This window comes from Nocardia brevicatena NBRC 12119 (assembly GCF_000308495.1).
GTDB classification, from domain to species: domain Bacteria; phylum Actinomycetota; class Actinomycetes; order Mycobacteriales; family Mycobacteriaceae; genus Nocardia; species Nocardia brevicatena.
The window spans coordinates 1-18,002 of the sequence record NZ_BAFU01000051.1 but is presented as its reverse complement, the minus strand read 5'-3'; the positions used below and the strand labels follow the sequence as shown (position 1 = coordinate 18,002).

General features: G+C 68.2%; 17 protein-coding genes and 2 pseudogenes. 8 read left to right on the top strand and 11 right to left on the bottom strand.

The window, feature by feature from the left end; translation table 11 throughout:
- Window positions 1-162 precede the first annotated feature (162 nt).
- From ON20_RS11435 to ON20_RS11415, 5 genes are all read right to left on the bottom strand, one after another.
- Window positions 163-636, bottom strand: a complete 474-nt coding sequence (locus tag ON20_RS11435; RefSeq protein ID WP_040835164.1) for a bifunctional nuclease family protein — start codon at window positions 634-636, stop codon at window positions 163-165.
- A 150-nt stretch (window positions 637-786) separates the two neighbouring features.
- Entirely contained in the window at window positions 787-1,590 is an 804-nt protein-coding gene (gene ftsR / locus ON20_RS11430) for a transcriptional regulator FtsR (protein WP_040835162.1), read from the bottom strand.
- A 65-nt stretch (window positions 1,591-1,655) separates the two neighbouring features.
- A complete protein-coding gene (gene odhI / locus ON20_RS11425) occupies window positions 1,656-2,141 on the bottom strand; it encodes an oxoglutarate dehydrogenase inhibitor Odhl (protein WP_040835160.1) in 486 nt (161 codons plus the stop codon).
- A 151-nt stretch (window positions 2,142-2,292) separates the two neighbouring features.
- Entirely contained in the window at window positions 2,293-2,691 is a 399-nt protein-coding gene (gene gcvH, locus ON20_RS11420; RefSeq protein ID WP_040835158.1) for a glycine cleavage system protein GcvH, read from the bottom strand.
- Window positions 2,692-2,788: 97 nt separating this feature from the next.
- The gene (locus ON20_RS11415; protein ID WP_040835188.1) at window positions 2,789-3,406 is read right to left on the bottom strand and encodes a CDP-alcohol phosphatidyltransferase family protein; all 618 of its coding nucleotides are present in this window, start codon (window positions 3,404-3,406) and stop codon (window positions 2,789-2,791) included.
- A gap of 267 nt (window positions 3,407-3,673) precedes the next feature.
- On the opposite strand from ON20_RS11415, the pseudogene ON20_RS34335 reads away from it, so the two are divergent.
- From ON20_RS34335 to ON20_RS11405, 3 genes and pseudogenes are all read left to right on the top strand, one after another.
- Window positions 3,674-4,044 (top strand): annotated as a pseudogene (locus ON20_RS34335) (GMC oxidoreductase); the annotation flags it as partial.
- Window positions 4,045-4,124: 80 nt separating this feature from the next.
- Window positions 4,125-5,534 carry a DUF2252 domain-containing protein gene (locus ON20_RS11410; protein ID WP_040835185.1) on the top strand — a complete coding sequence of 470 codons (1,410 nt, stop codon included), beginning with the start codon at window positions 4,125-4,127 and terminating at the stop codon, window positions 5,532-5,534.
- Between the two features lie 161 nt (window positions 5,535-5,695).
- Window positions 5,696-6,583 carry a nuclease-related domain-containing protein gene (locus ON20_RS11405; RefSeq protein ID WP_245547181.1) on the top strand — a complete coding sequence of 296 codons (888 nt, stop codon included), beginning with the start codon at window positions 5,696-5,698 and terminating at the stop codon, window positions 6,581-6,583.
- A gap of 103 nt (window positions 6,584-6,686) precedes the next feature.
- Here ON20_RS11405 and ON20_RS38760 read toward each other — a convergent pair whose 3' ends face one another.
- The gene (locus ON20_RS38760) at window positions 6,687-7,064 is read right to left on the bottom strand and encodes a hypothetical protein (RefSeq protein ID WP_040835155.1); all 378 of its coding nucleotides are present in this window, start codon (window positions 7,062-7,064) and stop codon (window positions 6,687-6,689) included.
- 107 nt (window positions 7,065-7,171) lie between these two features.
- Between ON20_RS38760 and ON20_RS38755 the strand changes: the two genes are divergently transcribed.
- Window positions 7,172-7,348, top strand: a complete 177-nt coding sequence (locus tag ON20_RS38755; protein ID WP_245547180.1) for a hypothetical protein — start codon at window positions 7,172-7,174, stop codon at window positions 7,346-7,348.
- An 18-nt stretch (window positions 7,349-7,366) separates the two neighbouring features.
- Here the strand turns inward: ON20_RS38755 and ON20_RS11390 are convergent, their stop codons facing one another.
- Entirely contained in the window at window positions 7,367-9,298 is a 1,932-nt protein-coding gene (locus ON20_RS11390) for an acyl-CoA dehydrogenase family protein (RefSeq protein ID WP_040835183.1), read from the bottom strand.
- A gap of 383 nt (window positions 9,299-9,681) precedes the next feature.
- Between ON20_RS11390 and ON20_RS11385 the strand changes: the two genes are divergently transcribed.
- The 3 genes from ON20_RS11385 to ON20_RS11375 all read left to right on the top strand — a co-directional run bounded on the left by ON20_RS11385 (window position 9,682) and on the right by ON20_RS11375 (window position 14,018).
- Window positions 9,682-11,316, top strand: a complete 1,635-nt coding sequence (locus tag ON20_RS11385) for a threonine/serine exporter family protein (protein WP_169332331.1) — start codon at window positions 9,682-9,684, stop codon at window positions 11,314-11,316.
- Window positions 11,317-11,436: 120 nt separating this feature from the next.
- Window positions 11,437-12,138, top strand: a complete 702-nt coding sequence (locus ON20_RS11380; protein WP_051162202.1) for a biliverdin-producing heme oxygenase — start codon at window positions 11,437-11,439, stop codon at window positions 12,136-12,138.
- Between the two features lie 173 nt (window positions 12,139-12,311).
- Window positions 12,312-14,018, top strand: coding sequence for an FAD-binding dehydrogenase (locus ON20_RS11375; protein ID WP_174361879.1), 1,707 nt, complete (start codon window positions 12,312-12,314; stop codon window positions 14,016-14,018).
- A 106-nt stretch (window positions 14,019-14,124) separates the two neighbouring features.
- Here the strand turns inward: ON20_RS11375 and ON20_RS11370 are convergent, their stop codons facing one another.
- The 4 genes and pseudogenes from ON20_RS11370 to ON20_RS11355 all read right to left on the bottom strand — a co-directional run bounded on the left by ON20_RS11370 (window position 14,125) and on the right by ON20_RS11355 (window position 16,986).
- Complete coding sequence (locus ON20_RS11370) at window positions 14,125-15,114, bottom strand: aldo/keto reductase (RefSeq protein WP_040835152.1); 990 nt, start codon at window positions 15,112-15,114, stop codon at window positions 14,125-14,127.
- A gap of 124 nt (window positions 15,115-15,238) precedes the next feature.
- Window positions 15,239-15,481: pseudogene (locus tag ON20_RS11365) on the bottom strand (aldo/keto reductase); the annotation flags it as partial.
- A 240-nt stretch (window positions 15,482-15,721) separates the two neighbouring features.
- Window positions 15,722-16,540, bottom strand: coding sequence for an IclR family transcriptional regulator (locus ON20_RS11360; protein ID WP_040835149.1), 819 nt, complete (start codon window positions 16,538-16,540; stop codon window positions 15,722-15,724).
- Window positions 16,537-16,986 (bottom strand): thioredoxin family protein, encoded by a 450-nt coding sequence (locus tag ON20_RS11355; RefSeq protein WP_040835148.1) that lies wholly within the window; start codon window positions 16,984-16,986, stop codon window positions 16,537-16,539. Before ON20_RS11355 ends, ON20_RS11360 begins: the two co-directional genes overlap by 4 nt.
- Before the next feature lie 172 nt (window positions 16,987-17,158).
- Between ON20_RS11355 and ON20_RS11350 the strand changes: the two genes are divergently transcribed.
- Window positions 17,159-17,788 carry a maleylpyruvate isomerase family mycothiol-dependent enzyme gene (locus ON20_RS11350; RefSeq protein WP_040835147.1) on the top strand — a complete coding sequence of 210 codons (630 nt, stop codon included), beginning with the start codon at window positions 17,159-17,161 and terminating at the stop codon, window positions 17,786-17,788.
- Window positions 17,789-18,002 lie beyond the last annotated feature (214 nt).

Below are 18,002 nucleotides of genomic sequence, written 5' to 3'. Positions count from 1 at the left end.
CACTCCCTTGCTCCGCCGATACTTGGCTCTTCGATACCGGCCCAGCGCCAACTATCGAGGCTACTCCCCTTTATTCTCTCGGGAGCCGATCGTCGCACCAAACGCGACGCGCGGTAATAGTCTCGACCTCTGGTTCAGGCCCAGAGATTATTCATGGGGTGTTCAGCTGTCGGTCGCCTTGAAATCGTCCGGCGACACCGACTCGAGGAACTCCTTGAACTTCTCCACCTCGTCCTCGCGTTCGTCCGGCATGACCAGACCGGCCTCGTCGAGCACCGGCTCCTCGGCATAGATCGGGCAACCGACCCGCAACGCGATCGCCACCGAGTCGGACGGTCGGGCCGAGATCCGCAGATCGTTCTCGAACACCAGGTCGGCGTAAAACGTACCCTCCTGCAGATCCACGATGCGGACCTCCTTGAGCGTATGCCCGAGGTCTGCGATCAGAATTTTGATCAGATCGTGGGTGAGCGGACGGATCGGGGTGACACCCTCCTGCTCCAGCACGATGGCGGTGGCCTCGGCCTGTCCGATCCAGATCGGCAGGTAACGTTCCCCACTCACCTCCCGGAGCAGCAGTACGGGCTGGTTCTGTGGCTGTTCGACACGGATGCCGATCACGCGCATTTCGCTCATCGCACTGCCTCCCATAATCGCGGCCGCTCGTTCTCGCCGCTACCGAGCTCGCCGTACCACGAGTCTAGGCGAATTCTCGGTCCCGTCGCGATTGCTTCCGTCCCCCGAGAAATCGATATGTCGATCCCCGAGGCGGGTCGATTCGGCGGCTCAGCCGCCGAGCGAACCGCGCACCGACGCTTTCACCAGGACGGCGTGCAGGGTCAGCGACAGCGCCGCCAGCTCGCGCACCGTCTCCTCCGCCCGCGCCCGCGCACCGGCGTCGCGGCTCTTGGCGATCGGGGCCGCGATCTGCGCGATCAGGGCGGCCTCTCGGTCGGCGGCCAGTTTGAACGCGCGCAGATGCCGCGCCTCCAGACCGAACTCGGACAGGGCGCGCGCCGTCGCGGCCAAGGTTACGTCGTCGGCGTCGAAGAACCCGGCGGGTCCCGGGGTGATGAGATTGGCGTGGATCAGTTCGGTGAGAAATTTCTCATCGACCTCGGCCTGCTCGAGCAGATCGGCCCGCGTGAGCCGGACCTCATGGTCGAAGCGGAGCTCGTCCGGCGACACCTCCCCGTTCACCACGCCCAGGGGCCGCGGCATCCGGGGCCGGATCGACCGGCCGTCGTCCACCGAAGCCGGCGCGGCTTGGGTACGGGTGGTATGCGCTCGGGCGCGGGCCTCCCGCACACCGAGCGTCGCCGCTCCGCTGTCGATCGCCTCCAGCTGTTCCTTGATCACCTTCAACGGCAGGTACTGATCGCGCTGGGCGGTGAGGACGAAGCGCAGGCGTTCGTAGTCGGCTACCGAGAACCGGCGATACCCGGACGGGGTGCGTTCCGGGTGGATCAGGCCCTCCGCCTCCAGGAATCGGATCTTGGAGATGGTGATATCCGGGAAGTCCGGGCGCAGCAGGTCGAGCACGGAGCCGATCGACATACCTCCGTGCGCCCACTGTGCCGCGCCCGTCATGACACCCAGTCTTTCATGTGCCCGCGCCGATGCCGGTTATCGGCGCACCATCTCGGAACTTCCCGTCACAGGCTTCCCGCACCGGCCGCGGAGTCGCTGGTCTGCGCCCGCGGACCGGTAAGGAAGACCAGCCGGAACTTCCCGATCTGTACCTCGTCGCCGTTCTGCAGCTCCGACGAGTCCACCGGCTCCCGGTTCACGTAGGTGCCGTTGAGGCTGCCCACGTCGACCACCTGGAAGGAATCCTCGTCCTGCCGGAACTCGGCGTGGCGGCGGCTGACGGTGACATCGTCGAGGAAGATATCGCTGTCGGGATGCCGGCCCGCCGAGGTGGTCGGCTGATCCAGTAGGAACCGTGAACCCGCGTTCGGGCCGCGCTTGACGACCAGCAGCGCCGCCCCGACCGGGAGGCCCTCGACACCCTGCACCGGCTGTTCGCCGGCCGGCTCTCCGGAGCGCGACGCCTCGACCTCGTTCAGGAAATCCGCGCGGAAGACCGACGTCGTCTCGGCCGCGGTCTCCCCGTAACCCGGGTCTTTGTTCTCGCTCACCGTTTCTCTCCTCCTCGAACCTGATAACCATGCGGGCAGGTACCGCATCGCGACTCGCGTCGCGGTCTTGCGAAATCCGCGCGGCACTGTCGTTGGCATTGACCGTACCCTGCCGGGGCGCACCCGTGCAGGGAGAACTTCGAAGGCGGGATCAGTCCCCGATAACTCCTTGATAACCTGCGGCATCCAGCAGTTCACCGAGTTCCGAATCCAGTGCCGCTGCGTCGCCGACCTCGAGCTCGAACAGCCATCCCTCGCCATAGGGATCACTGTTCAGCAGTTCCGGTGTGGCCTCCAAATCCTGGTTTACCGCAATGACTTTCGCGCTCAGGGGAGCATAGATGTCGGAGACGCTCTTGGTCGATTCGACCTCGGCGACGCTGTCTCCCGCGGTGATCTCGAGACCGGTTTCCGGCAACTGCACGAACACGACGTCACCGAGCTGCGACTGAGCGTAGTCGGTGATGCCGACCCGCACCCTGGTCGGCTCCGTCCGAAGCACCCATTCGTGCTCTTCGGTGTAGCGCAGATCCTCCGGGGTCTGGGTCACGTGGCGTCCTTTCGTCGTGCACGATGACCGCAACTCTATGCGAGTCCCGGTCGCTCGTCCGCTCCGACGCCCGGCGAGGCGTCCTTTCCGCGGTCTGCTATATCGGTCCGCGGTCGGCGGCCCTGGGCGGCAGCGGTATCGCCCTGGCCACCGCGACGGCTTTGCCGGTGTAGAGCAGACCGGTCCACACATACACGACGGTGCCCCAGACCAACAGCGCGCCGCCGAACGCCCGGCCGAATCCGTCGCCCGCCCAGTCCATCTGCCCGGCCAGTAGCCAGGGCAGCGCCGACATGAGCGCGAAGGTGGCGGCCTTGCCCAGGTAGATTACCTCGGGCGGGTCGAGGTCGCGGCGCCGGTAGACCGACAGGGTCAGGGTGAGCACCGCGTCCCGGCCGATCAGCAGGACCGCCACCCACCATGGGATCAGTCCGCGCACCACGAAGGCGGTCAGGGTCGTCACCAGGTACAACCGGTCGACGAACGGATCCAGCAGGGCGCCCAACCGAGAGGACTGGTCCAGCAGCCGGGCGAGTTTTCCGTCCAGGAAGTCGGTGACCCCGCTCAGGACCAACAGGGTGAACGCCCACCCGTCGGCATGTTCCACCAGGAGCAGCCACAGGAACACCGGCACGCCGACCAGTCGCAGCACGCTCAATACGTTCGGTACGGTCAGCAGCCGGTCGGATAGGATCCTTTCGACGGGTCCGCCGATGGGCTCGCCGGAATTCTCGGATGCCGTGGTGCCGGAATCGCCGGCCCCCGATTCGCTCGTCACACGCCCGTGCATACCCCACCCCTCCGATTCGGTGCCCACCAACCCCCTCATCATCCCCGTTCCGTCCCGCGCCGCGAGCGCCGCGGGAGTATTCCCACCATGGTGTCGGACCTGAAAGGATGAATGTGAAACCATCTCATCCATCTGAACAGGTGAGAGGAATTTCATGTCCGCATTCGACTACGACGTGGTCGTGATCGGCTCCGGTTCGCGAGCAAGGTCGACGGCGATGTCCACGGGCTGTACACGGACGTGTTCGATATCCCGGCGACCGCCCACTACTTCGGCGGGTGTGTGATCGGCGACAGCCCGCGAACCGGTGTCATCGACCCCTACCAGCGCGTCTACGGCCATCCGGGGCTGCATGTGGCGACGGGTCGGCCGTCACCACCGACCTCGGCGTGAACCCCTCGCCGACCATCACCGCCCAGACGGAACGGGCGATGGCATTCTGGCCGACCAAGAACGAGCCCGATCCCCGTCCGGAGCTCGGGGCCCCGTACCGGCGCATCCGGCCGGTGGCGCCGGTGCCGGGCACGCTGTGGCTGCCGATCGCACCGGTCGACGCGACCTGAGCGGTTCGTCCGCCGCGCGGCCATGGCATCCGGGCCGACGGCGGACGAACCGTGAACAACCGACCGGTACGGTACCGAAGGTGTCCAACAGTCGAATCCGGTTGCGCTCGTCCATCTCCGCCGAGGAGGCGCTCGCGCGGGGGCGGGCATTGCGGGAGCGGGTGCCGCTCACGGCACGGGACCGGCAGGTGCGCACTGCGGGACGCCCGGGAGTGCTCGAGTACATCCAGGCCACCAATGCCGGACGGCTACCCCACCTGGTGCCGCTGCGGATCGGTCGGCTGGTCGCCTCGCCCTTCACCTTCTACCGCGGGGCGGCCGGGCTGATGGGGATCGATCTGGCGGGCAGCCCGGACACGGGGGTCACGGCGCAGCTGTGCGGCGACGCGCATGCGGCCAATTTCGGCCTGTACGGCACCTCACGCGGTGAGATCGTCATGGATATCAATGATTTCGACGAAACCGTGCCGGGCCCCTGGGAATGGGATCTCGAGCGGCTGGCGGCGAGTCTGGTGTTGGCGGGCCGGGAAGGCGAGGCCGAGGCCGACGACTGCCGCACCGCCGCCCGCGACGCCGCCCGCTCCTACCGACGCACCATCGCCGAACTCGCCGAGTGGCCGTTCCTGCGCTCGTGGACCGCGCTGCCGGACGAATCGATCATCGAGGCGGTCGAAGCCGACGATCTACTGGACAACTTCCGCAAGGCCGCCAAGAAGGCGCGGAAGAACACCAGCGCCAAGGTCGCAGCGAAGTGGACCGAACACCTCGACGACCACGTGACCGGGATCGGCCGGCACCGGTTCGTCAGCGACCCGCCGATCCTCACCAGGGTTGACGAACAAGTCGCCGAGGCGGCTGTCGACGCCCTGGAACGTTACGCCGATACGCTGCGTGAATCCCGGCGCGGACTGCTGGGCCGGTTCACCGTCTCCGATATCGCCTTCCGCATCGTCGGTACCGGCAGCGTCGGCCTGCACAGCTATGTCGCCCTGCTGCACGGCAACGGCGAGGAAGTGCTGGTGCTACAGCTCAAACAGGCCGCGTCCCCCGCGCTGGCACCGGTACTCGGCCTCTCCCCCGCCGACCACGAGGGCCGGCGCATCGTCGAGGGTGCCCGGCTGGTTCAGGCCGAGACCGATATCCTGCTGGGTTGGACGACCATGTCCGTTCCCGCAAGCGACGGAAGCACACGGGAGCTGCCGTTCATCGTGCGCCAGTTCCGCAACCTCAAGGGCGGTATCGCCCCGCAGGAGCTGAAACCCCACGATCTGGACGACTACGGCCGACTGGCCGGTGCCCTGCTGGCGCGCGCCCATGCCCGATCCCTCGATCCGCGCGTGATCCGCGGCTATCTCGGCGACGACGCACGCTTCGACGAGGCGATCGCCGAGTTCGCGGTGCGCTACGCCGATCGCACCGAGGCCGACCATGCGGAACTCCTCGCCGCGGTGCGCGCCGGAAAACTTCCGGCGGAACTCGGCGACGAGTAATTTCGATGGCGGCGCCGCCCGTCGGCGCATCCATCGGTCAGCACACACCCGAACGGCGCAGACACGCTGCGCCACGCGGGGATTCGCGTCGGCGCCGCCGGCCCGTATCCTGTCCGTACCGGGTGTCGACGTGAAGGGCGGGTCGCCGGATGCTCGTACAGGTGCGGAACAGCACAGGCAGCGGTGCGGAACGCGCATTGGTCGACTGGCTGCAGAGTTGGCAGGACTCGGGGGTGCCGCACGGTGTCACCACGGTCAACTGCAGCCTCTTCCACGACGATGTGCTGCACCAGTTCGACGCGGTGGTCTGGACCCCCACCAGCTGCGTGGTGATCGAGGTGATCACGCTGCCGTCACAGCTGGGCGGGACGTTGCAGATCCCGTTGAACGGACCGTGGGCGATATCCGGGAAGCCGGTCTTCCTGGATGACGGCGAGGGCCGCACACCGCTGGATCGGTCGCGGGACCACACCTTCGCCCTGCAGAGCTGGCTGGCCGCCCGGGGACTGGGGCAGCGCGCGGTGTCCGGGGTAGTGCTGATCGTGCCGCCGGTCGGCGCCCGGCTGCACGTCGAACAGCGGTGGCAGGATCCGAGTTTCGGTGTGATCGTCGGCGATGACGCCGACCGTCTGCGGCACTATTTCGAGGTGCTCGCCCGCAAGGAATCGCACCGCTGGACCGCCAACGATGTGGCGATCGCGTTCCGCGGTCTCGGGATCCTGCCGTATCTGCCACCGCCGCAGGACCTGCTCGACGAGGGCTTCCTCGGCCCGATCGATGTCACGCTGTGGCACGGCGGCCCGGCGCAGGCCGAGGCCGAACAGTATGCCGAGGACCTGGCACGCGCCACCCAGGAGGCGAACGCGTCGAGATTGGCGGCCCTGCGCTCGCCCTGGTACAGCCCGTGGCGACTCTACCCCCGAGAATACGGCGACATGGATTTCGGACGTGCCTTCATGCGGACCGCCCTGGCCATCGGCATGTTCGTCGCCGCGGCCTGGTTGGTCTGGTTCGTGATCAGCGCGTTCCTCACCTACGGCCCGGGCTGAGCACACCGCCGCGGGCCCGGACGCGGGACCGCGGTATCGGGGCCTGCCCTGATACGCGGTCTACGACTATCGTCGGTCCGGTGAAAACCGACCCGGGACCGCGTTACTCGGGCGAGCCGGGCGCGGGCTCCCCCGGCAGTGGACCGCACCCTGAGCCGGCCACCGGGTTCGGACCGCTTCGAGCTCCTCGGCACGCCGGACTGGCCGGCACGGCCGCGGTCGGCACCGCCGTGACCGTCGGTGTGGCGGAGACCCTTCCGCACGACGGCGCGGCGACCGCCTTCGACGAGGTGGTGAGCGACCCGGTGAACACCGCGCTGGATCCGCACCCGTGGTTGGCCGAGGTGCTGGCGCTGGCCACCAACACCTGGGTGGTGCTGGCGCTGCTGTGCGCGGGAGCAGCCTGGTTCGCCTGGCAGCGGCGCTGGTGGGAGACCACGGTGATGGTGCTGGCGCCGGAGGTCGCGGTGTCGGTGAACACCTGGGTGCTGAAACCGGTGTGGCACCGGCCGCTGCACGACTATCTCGCCTATCCGAGCGGCCATACCGTGCACCTGATCGCGGTCGCTGCGGGCCCGGATCGTGCTGGTGTTGCTCACCGTATGCGCCCTGGCCGTCGGTGGGATCGGGGTGATCGCGCTCGACTATCACCAACCCACCGATATCGTCGGCGGGGCGGGGGCGGCGGTCGCCTTGTCCGCCCTGTTCTGCTGGGCCGCCGCGGCGGTGGGGTGGGCGTATGCGCGCCGCACCCCGCGCGCCTGACCCACGGGCCGACTCGGTCTACCGGCGTTCGTAGACGCTCGCGTCGTCGAGCATCGCCGCGCGCAGCATGTTCTCCGGTACGCCCAGCCCCTCGACCAAGGTGAGGGCGTCCGGACGCAGCCGGTCGACGAGTTCGTTCACGCCCCGGCGCACGGCCTTGGCCCGTTCCACCGTCATGAACCGGTGCATGATGAACCAGGCCGAGTTCTGCTCCAGCAGCGAGTACACATGGAGATCGCAGACCCGTTCCGCGAGTTCCCGGGCCTCGAGATCCTCGATACCGCTGATCCCCTCGATGAAGGCCTCCAACACCAGCCGGTCGATATGCGCGGCACCGGCGGCGAGAATATGGTCCTGGGCATTGTTGAACGCCTCGAACGGACCGGTCTCCTCGGCCCGGGCGCGCAGCCGGTGCGCGGCGGTGCGGATCAGGTAGTCCTCCCGGTCGGCGAACAGCTGCAGTTGCACCGCGCGCCGGGACAGATCCCCTTCCTCTACGATATCGCCGCCGCGGTCGCGCAGGGTCTGGATGAGCTGACGCACCCCGGAGGTCTTGCGCACCACATCCCCGGCCATGGTGGCGGCGAACCGTACCCAGCCCAGCGCGTCCAGATCGCGGACCTCGTCGGCGTAGGCGGTGAGCAGTTCCTTGGCGACCAGCTGGGTCAAGACGACATTATCGCCCTCGAAGGTGGTGAAGACGTCGGTATCGGCCTTCAGGGTGACCAGCCGGTTCTCGGTGAGATATCCGGCGCCGCCGCAGGCCTCGCGGCATTCCTGGATGGTGCGGGTGGCATGCCGGGTCTGGGCGACCTTGAGGCCGGCGGCCCGTTTCTCCAGGGCCCGTTGCGAGCCGGGCTCGTGGTCCTGGCCGGTCTGTATGAGGTCCATGCGGCGCACCAGGTCGTTCTGCGCGAACGCCAGCGCGTACGAGTGGGCCAGCAGTGGCAGCAGCCTGCGCTGATGCATCCGATAGTCCAACAGCAGGGTTTCGCCGCCGTCGTCCGGATTGCCGAACTGGCGTCGCTTCAGCGCGTACCGCAGCGCGATGCTCAAGGCCACGCGGGCACCCGCCGCCGCGGCCCCGCCCACGCTGATCCGGCCACGCACCAGGGTGCCCAGGGTGGTGAAGAACCGGCGGCTGGGGTTCTCGATCTGGGAGGTGTAGGTGCCGTCGGGCGCGACATCGGCGTAGCGGTTGAGCAGGTTCTCGCGCGGCACCCGCACGTGGTCGAAGACGATCCGGCCGTTGTCGACGCCGGGCAGACCACCCTTGAGGCCGCAGTCGGAGGTGGTGACGCCGGGCAGGTCGTTGCCGTCCTCGTCCCGGATCGGTACCAGCAGGCAGTGCACACCCTGGTTACCGGAGGGAGTATGCAGCTGGGCGAATACCGCCGCCATCCGGGCATGTTCGGCGGCGCCGCCGATATAGTCCTTCCGGGCCGACGGCGTGGGGGTGTGCACCACGAATTCCTCGGTGGCCGGGTCGTAGGTGGCGGTGGTTTCCAGATGGGCGACATCACTGCCGTGTCCGGATTCGGTCATGGCGAAACAGCCGAGTAGATCCAGGGAGATCAGCCGTTCGATGCACTGCCGATGCCGTTCGGTGCCGAGGTTTTCCACCGCACCGCCGAACAGACCCCACTGCACCCCCGACTTCACCCACAGCGACAGATCGGCGTACGCGACCATCTCCAGGGCCACGACCGCCGCGCCGGGCTCCCCGGTGCCACCGTGCTCCTTGCGGAATCCCTTTTCCGCGTAACCCAGTGCGGCCAGCACGCGCATCTGCTCGAGGGCACGAGCGCGCGCGGCCCGATGGTCGAGGCTCGGGTCCCCCGCGAACCGTTCGTCGGCCAAGTGGACCCTCGCCTGTTCGCGGACCTCGCTCCAGGGTCCGTCCAGTGCTTGCCGCAACCGCTCCGCCGTCGCTGTGGTGCCGGTGTCCATGGCTTCGACCTTAATAGGCGCGATCACCCGCGGTCCCTCGACAGACCGTACGGCCGGAGCGAGGCCGGTGGTACATCCGAAGAGCACCGGCGGGCCGTGGCGTGCGGTCGGAGCGGACAGGGACGTGTACCCGGTACCGCGTATCCGAATACGAAGTATCTGCTCTGTCGATGCGAACGCGCTCTTTTATCAGCGGGACTGAAGTTCAAACCTAAAAGTAAGTGAGATCACAAAAGAGAGAGGCGTTTTCGCCTGGTACTCACCGCTGTCGGGTGACTACCTTCGCGGCTGTGGCTGCATACGTACTCCCGGAAGAGGTGAACACCGAAACCCAGGCCGACGACTCGCCCGCCCGCGGGCCTCGTCGACCCATGCGGTTGCGTTTGCCCGCGGTATCCCAGGCCGTAGGAAAGCTGGTCGCCGACCGGCAGGCGACGGCCGATACGATCGTCGCCGCACCGGCACCGCTGCAGCCGATCGACCTCGCCGACGACGCCGCGGTCGCCGAAGTGCTCGACCTGGCGGTGCGGATAGGCGAGGTGGTGTTGGCCTCCGGCTCGGCCGTCACCGACACCTCCACCACCGTGCGGTTCATCGCCGCCACCTACGGCCTGTCCCGCTGCGATGTCGACGTCACCTACAACGCGATCCACATCTACGTGCACCGCGGCCCGAACCTGCCGCCCGCCAGCTCCATGCGGATTGTGCAGTACCGGTCGCTGGACTTCACCCGGCTCGCCGCCGTCGACCGGCTGACCAGGCGCATTCGCAACCAGGTCGTGCCGCCGAACGAGGCGCGGGCGGCCCTGGACGAGATCACCTCCGCTCCGCACCCGTACAGCCGATGGACCGCGACCTTCGGCTGGTCGGCGATGGCGGCGGCGATCGCGGTGCTGCTCGGTGGCGGTCTGGTCGTCGGTGTGCTCAGCTTCGCTACCACCGCCATCATCGACCGCACCAACCGGGTGCTCAATCGGCACGGACTGCCGTTCTTCTTCCAGCACCTGGTCGGCGGTGCCATTGCCGCCGCGCCGGCGATCGTCCTGGCCACCTTCGCGGGGCCGCTGCACATGGAAGTGAACGCCACGCTCATCATCGCCGCCGGGATCACCGTGCTGCTCAGCGGGCTGAGCCTGGTCGGTTCGGTACAGGACGCGATAACCGGCGCGCCGATCACCGCTGCGGCCCGGATGTTCGAACTGCTCATGATGACCGGCGGCATCATCGCCGGGATCGCCGTGGCGCTGCGGGTAGGCGATACATTCGGCGCCACCGTACCGGCCCTGGACCTGCGTCCGGGACAGGTCATCACCTCGCTGCCGGTCCAGGTCGCCGCCGGTGCGGTGGCCGCCCTGGCTTTCGCGTTGGCCTGCTACGCGGAACGGCGCGCGCTGGCCGCGGCGGCGGTCAGCGGCGCGGCGGGCACCATCTGCTATCTGCTGGTCGGCTCGGCCGGGTTCGGCCCGGTGTTCGCCGCCGGTGTCGCCGCGACCGTCATCGGTCTGGGCGGTGGCCTGATGGCGCGGCGCGCGCTCACGCCGCCACTGGTCGTCGCAGTGGCCGGCATCACGCCGCTGCTGCCGGGTCTGAGCGTGTACCGGGGGCTCTACGGTCTGCTCAACGAGCAGTTGGCCCTCGGCGCCGACCAACTGCTGGCGGCGGTCGGTATCGGCTGTGCGCTGGCGGGCGGGGTGACGCTGGGTGAATGGTTCGACCGTACGGTCCGCCGCCCACCGATCCTGCGCCGGTTCGGTTCGCTGCGTCGCCCGGTGGTCCGCCGTCGGCTGATCCCGGCGAGGGTGAGTCTGCGGAAACGCCGGTCGAGCACGGTACCGGTGCGCCCCCATCCCGTCCCGGCCCGCCCCCATGCCGCCGCGGACGCGCCGGTCCCTCCGCGCATCGCGACGCATCCGCCGATGTACCGGCGCTCCCCGACGACGGGCCCCATCCCGACCCATCCGCGCACCACCGCGCACGGCCGGCGCGCCGACGTGGCACCGCGTGCGCGGTCCAGGTGAGGTGAGTTCCGCAGTTCGAGATCATCGCCGAGCCCACGGTGAACCGGTATCGTCTAAGCGATGACAGGGTGGCCTCGGCGACGAATCCACCCGCACAGCACCGCAGGAAGGTTTCGCCCGATGACGGAGACCGCGCGCCCCACGACCCCCGCCACCGGCCACCGGGACACGGTGCCGTTCTCCACCATGATCCGCGAGGCCACCGCCCGCGAGCACGAGGAGGCGGAGAACTCCACGTTCATCACCGATATGCTCGGCGGCGTCCTCGGGCCGGAGTCGTATCTGCGCTACACGGCTCAGCTCTGGTTCGTCTACCAGGCGCTCGAAGCACACTGGGACGAGCTCGCCGCCCATCCCGTGACGGGCCCGTTCATGCGACCGGAACTGCTCCGGACCGCGGAACTGGAACGGGATCTGACCCACCTGGACGGGCCGGACTGGCGCGACAACCTGGATCCGCTGCCCGCGACGCTCGCCTACGCCGACCGGATCGCCGAATGCGCCCGGGACTGGCCCGCGGGCTATATCGCCCACCACTACACCCGCTATATGGGTGATCTGTCCGGCGGTCAGGTCATTCGCGGGACTGCGGAGAAGTTGTGGAGCCTGCCGCATCGCGGCGACGGGGTGCGGTTCTACGTTTTCGACGGCGTCGGCAACCCGGCGGCGTTCAAACGCGAATACCGCGCCCTGCTCGACCGTATCCCGGCCGACGATCTGGAGCGTCGTCGCATCCTCGACGAGGGCCGGCGGGCGTTCGTCATGAACCGCGCCGTTTTCGACGCCCTTGCCGCCGAGTTCCCCGCCCAACGGCTCTCCTGATACTCCTCGGCACCGGATGGGCGGGCCCGTCCGGGTCGGTCGTCGAGCGGGCCTCCACACGCCGCCGTCGTCGACCACATCGATACAGGTCTCCGGGATCGACGCGCCCGCTGCTGCGGATCTCGGCGTTCTGATACATTCCGGCCTAGAGCACCGCGAACGAAGGGTGAACCGTGTCCGAACCCACCACCGATACCGGCGAACTCCCCACCGATGAGGCCGCGGTCATCGTCGTCGGTGCCGGGCTCGCCGGACTGGTCGCCACCTACGAGCTGACCGCGGCCGGGCGCAAGGTGTTGGTGCTGGACCAGGAGAACCGCAACAACCTGGGCGGGCAGGCATTCTGGTCGCTGGGCGGGCTGTTCTTCGTGGACAGTCCGGAGCAGCGACGGCTCGGTATCAAGGACTCCTACGAGTTGGCTCTCCAGGACTGGCTGGGTTCGGCCGGTTTCGACCGCGACGACGAGGATCACTGGGCGCGGCAGTGGGCGCAGGAGTACGTCCGGTTCGCGGCCGGCGAGAAGCGCGACTATCTCTACGGCCTCGGTTTGCGGGTTACTCCGCTGGTCGGCTGGGCCGAACGCGGCGGCGCGATGGCCGACGGTCACGGTAATTCCGTGCCGAGGTTCCATATCTCATGGGGTACCGGCCCAGGGGTGCTCGAGGTCTTCCTGAACCCGGTATCGGAAGCCGAGAAGAAGGGACTGGTGCGGTTCGCGTTCCGGCATCGGGTGGACGAGTTGATCGTCACCGACGGAGCCGTCACCGGGGTGCGGGGCAGCGTCCTGGAGCCGACGAACCTCGCCCGCGGAGTGGCGTCCTCCCGCGAGGTGGTGGGCGATTTCGAGTTCCGCGCCCGCGCGGTGATCGTGGCCTCCGGCGGGATCGGCCACAATTACGACATCATCCGCCAGAACTGGCCGACCGACCGGCTCGGGCCGGCCCCGAAGACACTCATCTCCGGGGTGCCCGCGCATGTGGACGGCCGGATGCTCGGCATCAGCGAGACCGCGGGCGGGGCGATCGTGAACCGCGACCGGATGTGGCATTACACGGAGGGCATCCACAATTGGGATCCGATCTGGCCCGACCACGCCATCCGGATCATTCCCGGCCCGTCGTCGCTGTGGTTCGACGCGAACGGTAAACGGCTGCCCGCACCGTGTTTCCCCGGTTTCGACACCAACTCGACCATGAAGGCGATCCTGTCGACCGGGTACGACTATTCGTGGTTCGTGCTCACCCAGTCGATCATCGAGAAGGAGTTCGCGCTCTCGGGTTCGGAGCAGAATCCCGATATCACCGCCAAGGATCGGCTGGCCACGGTGCGCAGTCGGTTCGCCCATGGCGCGCCGGGGCCGGTGGAGGCGTTCAAGAAGCATGGCGTCGACTTCGTGGTCGCCGATACGCTGCTCGAACTCGTCGACGGGATGAACAAGCTCGCGCGCGGTCCGAAACTGGACTACGACGATATGGAACGTCAGATCATCGCCCGCGACCGCGAGATCACCAACAAGTTCGCCAAGGACGCCCAGGTGATGGCGATTCACAACGCCCGCACCTTCTTCGGCGACAAGGCGGCCCGGGTCGCCAAACCCCATCGGATCCTGGACCCGGCGGCCGGTCCGCTCATCGCGGTGCGGTTGAACATCCTCACCCGCAAAACCCTGGGTGGTCTGCAGACCAACCTGGATTCACAGGTCATGCGCCCGGACGGCACCCCGCTGCCCGGCTTGTACGCGGCCGGCGAGGTGGCCGGGTTCGGCGGCGGTGGTGTGCACGGCTACAACGCGTTGGAGGGCACATTCCTCGGTGGGTGCATCTTCTCCGGCCGCGCCGCCGGACGCTCGATCGCCGCGGCGCCGGCGGGCGAACACTGACACCACGCCGTATCGGCGCACGGACTACCTTTATCGAGCCAACAGCCCGGCTTTCCGGGGAAGCAGCGGGATGTAACCTCTGTGACCCTACGTGTTCATTCCTCCCTCACCGGCCGACCATGGCCATACCGGCGGCGTTATAGCGATCACCTCGGACACCGACGCGGGCCGGGAGGGTGTCGAGATCGGCGATCTCGTCGGCGGACAGGGCTACCCGGGTGGCGGCGGCGTTCTCGTCGATCCGCTCTCGGCGTCGGGTGCCGGGGATGGGAGCGATCCAGGGCTGCTTGGCGAGCAGCCAGGCCAGGGCGATCTGCCCCGGGGTGGCGCCCTTCGTGTCGGCGATCGCACGCACCTGGGCTATCAGTGCCTGGTTGGCGTCGATATTGCCGGCGGCGAATCGAGGTATCGTGGCCCGGATGTCGCTGAGGGGGAATTCCGCCGAGGCGGCGACGGTGCCGGTGAGGAAGCCCTTGCCGAGTGGGCTGAAGGGCACGAATCCGATGCCGAGTTCGGCGCAGGTCGGCAGCACTTCGGGCTCGGGGTCGCGGGTCCACAACGAGTATTCGCTCTGTACCGCGGTGACGGGGTGGACGGCGTGGGCTCGGCGGATGGTATCGGCGCCTGCTTCGGAGAGCCCGAAGTGGCGGACCTTGCCGGTCTGCACGAGTTCGCCGACTGCCCCGGCGACATCTTCGATCGAGACGTCGGGATCCACCCGATGCTGGTAGAACAGGTCGATCGTCTCTACGCCGAGTCGTCGCAGGGAGGCGTCGGCGACCCGTTTGATCTGCTCGGGGCGGGAGTCGGTACCGGCCATCTTGCCGTCCTGGATGTTCCAGCCGAACTTGGTGGCGATCACCACCTGCTCGCGCAGCGGTGCCAGGGCCTGTCCGACGAGTTCTTCGTTGACGTAGGGGCCGTAGACTTCGGCGGTGTCGAAGAAGGTCACCCCCGCTTCTTCGACGGCGTAGCGGATCACGCCGGTCATATCGTCCCGATCGCCGGGGTTGGGGCCGTAACTCTGCGACATGCCCATGCAGCCGAGACCGATGGCCGAGACCTGCAGACCGTGGCCGAGCGTTCGTGTGTGCATGATGTCCTCAGGGGTCGGGGATCTCGATACCGAAGTTCTCGCGGGTGATGTCGGCCGGTTCCGGGCCGCCGCGCACGCCGGTGTCGAGGGCGTCGATGGCGGTGAGCTGTTCGCTGCTCGGGGTGAAGTCGGTGATCCGGATCTCGGTCTCGAGGAAGACCTCGTCGCGGGCGAGCCCGGAGCGGCGCACGGCTTCGCCGACCTGGCGTTCGTTGCCATAGACCACGGCGGTGTCGATGTGCCGGTAGCCGGTCTCCAGCGCCGCTTCCACGGCGGCGACGGTCTGTTCCGACGGGGTCTGGTAGGCGCCGAACCCGAGGGCAGGCATCGTGATGCCGTTGTTGAGGGTGCGGGTCGAAGTGGTCATGTCCTCAACCCTAGGGCGAAGGTGGGCAGCGGTGGAGTGACCGGTCAGCGGGGGCATTGGCAGTACCCCTTCGGCTCGTGTCACCGACCCGGGCGGATGGTCGGTGGACACCGCGACGGCTCCTGTCCCTGATGGACCCGGTCGAACCGGACCTCACCGGTGAACCACTCGGCCGGTCCCTTTGCCGCGGCCGGCGTGTCCCCGCCCGCCGACCCGGACGCGCGGTGATCCGCGCACCGATCATCTCCGGTTCAGCAGCCGAGCGGCTTCGTTCGCCAACGGAATGAGCAGTCGGGCCTGTCGAGCGGTGTCCTCGCTCGCGCCACCGACCGCGACACGGGTGGACAGGGACACCGCCGCGACGGTGACCCCGCGGTGTCGGATGGGCACGGCCACGCAGCGGATCCCGGTCACCGATTCCTCGTTGTCGACGGCCACGCCCTGCCGTTTCCGGATACGCGTGAGTTCACGGTGCAGGTCGGCCCGGTTCCCGATGGTGCGCGGGGTCAGCTGCGGAAGCTGTTCGTGCAGTGACTTCTCCACGATGCCGGGGTCCAGCGCCGCCAGCAGGGTCTTGCCCAGGGCGGTGCTGTGCGCGGGCATCCGACCGCCGAGCCGGGTCGGGACGGTCACGCTGTGCCTGCCGCCCGCCTTGTCCAGGTACAGCACGTCTCGACCGTCCAGAACGCCCAGATGTCCCACCGATTCGGTGCGCAGACACAGTTCGTGCAGCAGCGGCCCGACGACGGTGCGCAGTTCGTTGTGGCCGGCGGCCAGACCCCCCAGTTCGAGTGTGCGCAGGCCGAGCCGATAGCCGCCCGGTGTATGCGCCAGCCAACGCAGGCGGGTCATCTGATCCAGGATGCGGTGCACCGTCGAGCGGGGCAGGCCGGTACGTTCGACGAGCCCGTGCAGGGTGAGGACCGGGGTCGCGGCGTCGAACGAGTCCAGGATCAGGGTCATACGCTCGATCATGGACACCGGCAGCGCGGCGCGGCGCGGCTCCTCATCGCGCCATGGCCCACCCGGTTCGGGGTGGTCGAGCACCTCGACCGTCACGACGTCTCCAGCCCCGGCCACCCGTAGCGCATCGGGCCCGGGGCGAGACCGGCCCGGGACGCCGGCGCGGAGCCGGTCTCCTCCGGCGCGGTGGCCCGGCCGTGCTCCCGGCGTACGGTCTCCATATCCATCCAACGGATCTGCTGCATGACCTCTTCGAGGTGATCGGCGGGCAGGAAACCGGATGTGGAATAGACCAGCAGCCCTTCGCGGAAGCCCCGGAGCCAGGGATAGCTGTCGATCTGGGTGGCGGCCCGCAACTCCACCTCGGCATCGCCGTCGACGACGGCGTGCACGATATCGCGATGGGTTTCGGAGGAGGCCTCGTAGATGGGCACGAATCGGTCGGTCCACCCGCACCACGCCGCGCCGAACATCACCAACACGATGTGGTCGGCGGCCACAGCCCTGTCGAAGGTCTGTTGGGTCAGTTGTGTCGTCGGCATCGTCGTCCTCCCGGCGACCGGTGGTGCTCTGGTGTTGTGTGCGACCGTCCGAATCCTCCCATGGATCGCGGTCGGCCGTCGGCAGGACGGTATCACCCACTTCCACCGATGAATACGGCCACCGAACACCGTCACCAGAGCAGACCATCGATCGAGACGACGAGGAGTGCCGATGACGGAGACCGCTGCGCGGGAGGCGACCGCGGGGCAGCGCCAGGACCTGGTGGAGCTGCTCACCGGTCTGGACGAGGAGCAATGGGCCGCGCCCAGTCTGTGCGCAGGATGGCGGGTACGCGAGGTGGTGGCGCATATGACCATGCCGTATCGCCTGTCGAGCAGGCAGTTCCTGATGGGCATGATCAAGGCCGGTGGCCGCTTCAACCGGATGTCCGACCGCCAGGCCAAAGCCGATGCCGCGCGGTTGAGCGACGCCGAACTGCTGGCCTCGCTGCGCGACAATGTGCATCATCCGTGGAAGCCGCCGGGCGGTGGCTATATCGGCGCGCTGAGCCACGATGTGATCCACGGCCTGGATATCACGATCGCTCTCGGTCTGGATCACCTGGTGCCGGTGGAGTGGATACGCATGATCCTGGAGGAGGCCGGCCCGAAACAGGTGCGCTATTTCGGCGTCGACCTCGACGGTGTCCGTTTGCGCGCCGACGATCTGGACTGGTCGTTCGGTACGGGTGAGGGCCTGACCGGCCGAGCCCAGCATCTGCTGATGGTCCTGTGTGGGCGGAGACTGCCCTCGGGCCTGGTACACGGTTCCCCCGCCGCCCGTTTCGCCCGCGCCGAGTGAAACGGCCCGGCACCTTTCGCCGGGGGCCTCCGGTTCGGCCTGCGCCGGGCCTGTCCACACCTGATCGGCGAATACGCTCGGCATACCGGTCACGCCGCTCTCCCGGGCGAACGTATCGACGGACGGGCCGGGTACCGACGGGCGCACCTGCGGTTTCGCCGGATATCCCGGGGCCCGTCACAGGTCGGTGGGGAGCCAAACGATAACGTGTTCT

Bases quoted from the DNA above. Each gene is read 5' to 3' on its own strand.
- ON20_RS11435 (WP_040835164.1), bottom strand. From the start codon at position 636: ATGAGCGAAATGCGCGTGATCGGCATCCGTGTCGAACAGCCACAGAAC.
- ftsR (WP_040835162.1), bottom strand. From the start codon at position 1,590: ATGACGGGCGCGGCACAGTGGGCGCACGGAGGTATGTCGATCGGCTCC.
- ON20_RS11390 (WP_040835183.1), bottom strand. From the start codon at position 9,298: ATGGACACCGGCACCACAGCGACGGCGGAGCGGTTGCGGCAAGCACTG.
- ON20_RS11380 (WP_051162202.1), top strand. From the start codon at position 11,437: ATGACGGAGACCGCGCGCCCCACGACCCCCGCCACCGGCCACCGGGAC.
- ON20_RS11370 (WP_040835152.1), bottom strand. From the start codon at position 15,114: ATGCACACACGAACGCTCGGCCACGGTCTGCAGGTCTCGGCCATCGGT.
- ON20_RS11355 (WP_040835148.1), bottom strand. From the start codon at position 16,986: ATGCCGACGACACAACTGACCCAACAGACCTTCGACAGGGCTGTGGCC.
- ON20_RS11350 (WP_040835147.1), top strand. From the start codon at position 17,159: ATGACGGAGACCGCTGCGCGGGAGGCGACCGCGGGGCAGCGCCAGGAC.